Consider the following 4,877-nt stretch of genomic DNA (forward strand, 5'->3'; position numbering starts at 1 on the left):
CGCCCACGCCAGCCACCCCCAGCCCGGCGAATACCAGCTGCACCCGGCCGACATCATTCTCAACGAAAGCCGCGCCACGGTGGACGTGGACGTCGTGAACATGGGCGACCGGCCCGTGCAGGTCGGCTCGCATTATCCCTTCTTCGAAACCAACGCGGCGCTGCACTTCGACCGCGCGGCCGCCTACGGTTTCCGCCTCAATATCCCGGCCGGCACGGCGGTGCGCTTCGAGCCCGGCGAGCGCAAGCGCGTGCGCCTGGTGGCCCTGGCCGGCGAGCGCATCGTGTACGGCGGCAATGGGTTCATTGATGGGAAGCTGGATGATGCGGGCAAGAAGCAGCAGGCGCTAGAGAAACTTGAACAGTAAATTGCCTTTTAGTGAAGCTTCCGGCTTGATAAAAGGTAACTGAAATATGAAATCAAGTTTTCAAAGAATGTATTTGCTGAAGCTGGCTTTTTTGCTTGTGCTTCAAGGGTGTGCGCTCAATAAAATACCTGCTCGAATTAATTGTAACAAGGCAGGTAAAGGAGGAATTTGGGTTGAAGTAGATACTTCTGGGAGCATACCATTGTATAATGTCACGCGGTACAAGAACGGTGAGAAAAACGGCAAGCACTATGCATACTTCTTGGCCAATCAAGTTGATGGACAGCCAAAAGGCTTAATGTGGAGACATGAAAAAGGAAAGTATAAGAACGGCAAGAAGGTTGGCTTTTGGGTCTACTACACAACGTGCGGTTTTTACGGGAATTGGGTCTATTATTTAGGAAATAAAACCTTCCACAATAGATACATAAGTGGCAACACACGCTATGCTTTGGGGCCTTGTCCCTGCGATAAATAAAATCAAATAATATGTCCCTCCCCATCTCCCGTCGCGCGTATGCCGACATGTACGGCCCCACCACCGGCGACCGGGTGCGCCTCGGCGATACCGGTCTGCTGATTGAAGTTGAACGCGACTACTGCGTGTACGGCGAGGAATGCAAGTTTGGCGGCGGCAAGGTGCTGCGCGACGGCATGGGCCAGGCCGCCGGAATCGGCCCGGCCGACGCGCTGGATTTGGTCATCACCAACGCGCTGGTGGTCGATTACACCGGCATTTTCAAGGCCGACATCGGCATCAAGGGCGGGCGCATCGTGGGCATCGGCAAGGCCGGCAACCCGCACCTCATGCCCGGCGTGACGCCCGGTATGGTGGTGGGCGTCACCACCGAAGTTGTTGCCGGCGAAGGCCAGCTGCTCACCGCCGGCGGCATCGACTGCCACATCCATTTCATCAGCCCCCAGCAGATACCGGAGGCGCTGGCTTCGGGCGTGACGACCATGATTGGGGGCGGCACCGGGCCGGCCGCCGGCACCAACGCCACCACCTGCACGCCCGGCGCGTTCTACCTCGAAACCATGCTGAAGGCCACCGAGGCCTACCCGCTCAACTTCGGGTTTCTGGGCAAGGGCAACGCCTCCAAGCCCGAGGGGCTGCGCGAGCAGGCCGAGGCCGGGGCGCTGGGTTTCAAGCTGCACGAGGACTGGGGCACCACCCCGGCGGCCATCGACATGTGCCTGAGCATTGCCGAGGAATACGACGTGCAGGTCTGCATCCACACCGATACGCTGAACGAGAGCGGCTTCGTGGAAACCAGCACGGCGGCGTTTAAGGGCCGCACCATCCATTCCTACCACACCGAAGGCGCGGGCGGCGGCCACGCGCCCGACATCATCAAAATCTGCGGCGAGCCGAACGTCATCCCCTCCAGCACCAACCCCACGCGGCCCTTCACGGTGAACACCATCGACGAGCACCTCGACATGCTCATGGTCTGCCACCACCTCGACCGCAACATTCCCGAAGACGTGGCCTTCGCCGAAAGCCGCATCCGGGGCGAAACCATTGCCGCCGAAGACATCCTGCACGATATGGGCGCGCTCAGCATCATCAGCTCCGACTCGCAGGCCATGGGCCGGGTGGGCGAGGTCATCACCCGCACCTGGCAAACGGCCCACAAAATGAAGCAGCAGCGCGGCCCCCTGCCCGAAGACGCCGCCTCCGGCCAGGCCGACAACTTCCGCGTGCGCCGCTACGTGGCCAAGTACACCATCAACCCGGCCCGCGCCCACGGCATCGCGCACGAAGTCGGCTCCGTCGAAATCGGCAAGCTGGCCGACCTCGTGCTCTGGAAACCCGCCTTTTTCGGCGCCCGCCCCGAGATGATACTCAAAGGCGGCATCATCGCCCAATCCCAAATGGGCGACGCCAACGCCTCCATTCCCACGCCGCAGCCCTCGTTCTCGCGCCCCATGTTCGGCGCGCTGGGCGGGGCCATCGGCAAGAGTTCGATGGTGTTCGTGTCGGGCGCGTCGGTTGAAAGAGTGCGGGCTGACTACGGCCTGACCAAGCAGGTGGTAGCGGTTAAAAATTGCCGCAACATCGGGAAGAAGGACATGGCGCTGAATGACTACCTGCCCAATATTTCCGTCGACCCTGAAACCTACCGGGTGATGGTGGACGGCGTGCATTTGACTTGCGAGCCGGCGGAAGTGCTGCCGCTGGCGCAGCTGTATAACTTGTTCTAACGCATAACCCCACCCCCGGCCCCTCCCCTCCGGGGGAGGGGGGGATTACGATTCAAAAATACTCGCGTCTGGCACCCCTCCCCCCGAGGGGAGGGGCCGGGGGTGGGGTCTCGATATGCAATTCGCCCGTCTCCTGCACCTCGTCGATTCAGCCATTCCCACCGGCTCCTTCGCCTATTCCTACGGGCTGGAAAGCAGCCTCACCTTCGGGCTAATCACTATGCCGTCGGACCTGCGCAATCACCTGTATTCTTACCTGCAACAGGCCGGCAGCGCCGAATTGCCGTTTATCCATTCCACCTTCCACCTCACCGAGGAAAGCCCCAAATTCCAATCCGTCGCCGAAGAATACGACGCCCAACTGCTCGTTCCCAGCCTCTACAAAGCCAGCGCCGTGCAGGGCCGCAACTGGCTGAAACTGTTGGCCACTTTCTACCCGGAAGCGGCTTTGGAAACCATTGCCCAATGGTTCACAACCCAGGAAATTCCGCCGCATTTCACGCTGGTTTTCACGCTGGCTTTGCAGCGGGTCGGCTTTGCGCTACCAGAATTACAGGCCATGTACCTGCACATGCTGCTGCGCGACCAACTCAGCGCGGCCATCCGCCTCGGGTTTCTGGGGCCGCTGGAGGGTCACCGGCTCCAGCACGATTTCTATGCGGTGTTCGAGCATATTCTGGCGGCGCAGGCGGGGAAGGAGTACGGCGAAGCTACCCGTTCGGCGTTTTTGCTGGATGCGGCGCAGGTGCTGCACGAGGATATTTATTCCAAGCTGTTTCAGAACTAAGTAGCGCGGACTTTTAGTCCGCGAGTCCATTCCATTCCAATTATTCGCGGACTAAAAGTCCGCGCTACTACCTATGGCTTTTGTCGAAAAACTCGCCCTGCTCCTCCACGGCCACCAGCATGAAGCGTACGAATCGCCGGGCGACTTCAACGAGCGCGAAACGCGGCGGCTGCCCAGCTACCGCAACTTCCGCAAGCGGGCCTTCACGGTGGGCATTGGCGGGCCGGTGGGCACCGGCAAAACGGCCCTGCTCAAGGCCCTGTGCGAGCGCATGCGCCACGAGTTCGGGCTGGGCGTGGTCACCAACGATATTTTCACCCGCGAAGACGCCGAATTCCTCATCCGCAATAGCGCTTTGGATGAAAACCGCATCGTGGGCGTCGAAACTGGGGGCTGCCCGCACGCCGCCATTCGGGAGGACATTTCCCTGAACATGGACGCGCTCGAAGGCCTCATGCAGCGCTTCGACTACGGCCTCGATTACCTCTTCGTGGAGAGCGGCGGCGACAACCTGGCCGCCCACTTCAGCCGCGAGCTGGTCGACTATTCCATCTACGTCATCGACGTGTCGGGCGGCGACAAAATCCCGCGCAAGGGCGGCCCCGGCATTACGCAGTCCGACCTGCTCATCATCAACAAAATCGACCTCAAAGACCTCATCAAAGCCGACCTCGGCGTGATGGAGCGCGACTCGAAGAAAATGCGCGGCGAAGGCCCGTTCCTGTTTGCGCGGGCCATCGACGGGCACGGATTGGATGACATCATCGGCCACATCAAAGCGGCCAAGGCGCGGGCGCTGGCAGCCGTGCGCGAAGACCGGCGGTAATCGTAGCGCGAGCTCCAAAGTTTGCGCTACATCAGTATTTCCGCGCCAGCGGGTTATACCCCAACAGCCGCTCATCGGCCAGGGCCGCCAGTAGTGCGTCGCACAGCGGCTGCAGGGCCAGGCGGCTGTGGGCGGCGGCCCGTAGTACCCACACGTTTTCCCGCGCCTGCGCTACCGAAACCACATATTCGCGGCTGTTGATGTTGAAGTGCGGCCCCGTGCTGCCGGGCATTTTCTGCCGCGCCAGCGCCTCGGCGAGGTGCGGGAACCGCGCATCGTCGGGGCTGCCCACCAGAAAAGCCGAAAAGAAGGTTTGATACCCGGCAAAGTTGGCGGGCGAGGCGGCGATATTTTCTTCGGGCTGGAAGCTGAAGCGGTCCAGCACCACCAGCCGGCCCGCCACCCGCACGCGCAGCTCAGAATGCAGCGAGTGGAAGGCGAACCGCTCGCCCTGGTCCATGCGGCCGGAGTGGAACCAGTCGACCAGCAACAGCAGCGACGACGGCTGCAGGTGCCATTCCTGCATTTGGCGGTAGCGGCTTTCGGCCTGCGGCACCACGGGGTCGGGGAAGACGACGGCCAGCGCGTGTTCGGCCAGCTCGCCCGTAGTGTGCTGCTCGGCCACGGCCCCATCGATGGAGCGAAAAACCCGGGTGCTTGCCTGCGTGCTGAGCACCAGCCGCGCCCCG

At 61.5% G+C, this 4,877-nt stretch carries 6 protein-coding genes; 5 read left to right on the plus strand and 1 reads right to left on the minus strand.

Features of this window, described 5'->3' with window-relative positions:
* From ACYVDE_RS14490 to ureG, 5 genes are all read left to right on the plus strand, one after another.
* Window positions 1–367: urease subunit beta (locus tag ACYVDE_RS14490; protein WP_460502256.1), on the plus strand; the 367-nt coding region annotated here is incomplete at its 5' end.
* Window positions 368–413: 46 nt separating this feature from the next.
* Complete coding sequence (locus ACYVDE_RS14495; protein ID WP_460502257.1) at window positions 414–845, plus strand: toxin-antitoxin system YwqK family antitoxin; 432 nt, start codon at window positions 414–416, stop codon at window positions 843–845.
* Between the two features lie 11 nt (window positions 846–856).
* The gene (gene ureC, locus ACYVDE_RS14500; RefSeq protein ID WP_460502258.1) at window positions 857–2,575 is read left to right on the plus strand and encodes an urease subunit alpha; all 1,719 of its coding nucleotides are present in this window, start codon (window positions 857–859) and stop codon (window positions 2,573–2,575) included.
* Window positions 2,576–2,690: 115 nt separating this feature from the next.
* A complete protein-coding gene (locus ACYVDE_RS14505; protein WP_460502259.1) occupies window positions 2,691–3,362 on the plus strand; it encodes an urease accessory protein UreF in 672 nt (223 codons plus the stop codon).
* 73 nt (window positions 3,363–3,435) lie between these two features.
* Window positions 3,436–4,188 (plus strand): urease accessory protein UreG, encoded by a 753-nt coding sequence (gene ureG, locus ACYVDE_RS14510; protein WP_460502260.1) that lies wholly within the window; start codon window positions 3,436–3,438, stop codon window positions 4,186–4,188.
* A 31-nt stretch (window positions 4,189–4,219) separates the two neighbouring features.
* On the opposite strand, the gene ACYVDE_RS14515 is transcribed toward ureG, so the two are convergent.
* A partial coding sequence (locus ACYVDE_RS14515) for an urease accessory protein UreD (RefSeq protein WP_460502261.1) occupies window positions 4,220–4,877 on the minus strand: 658 nt, incomplete at its 5' end.

Source organism: Hymenobacter agri, from assembly GCF_054778495.1.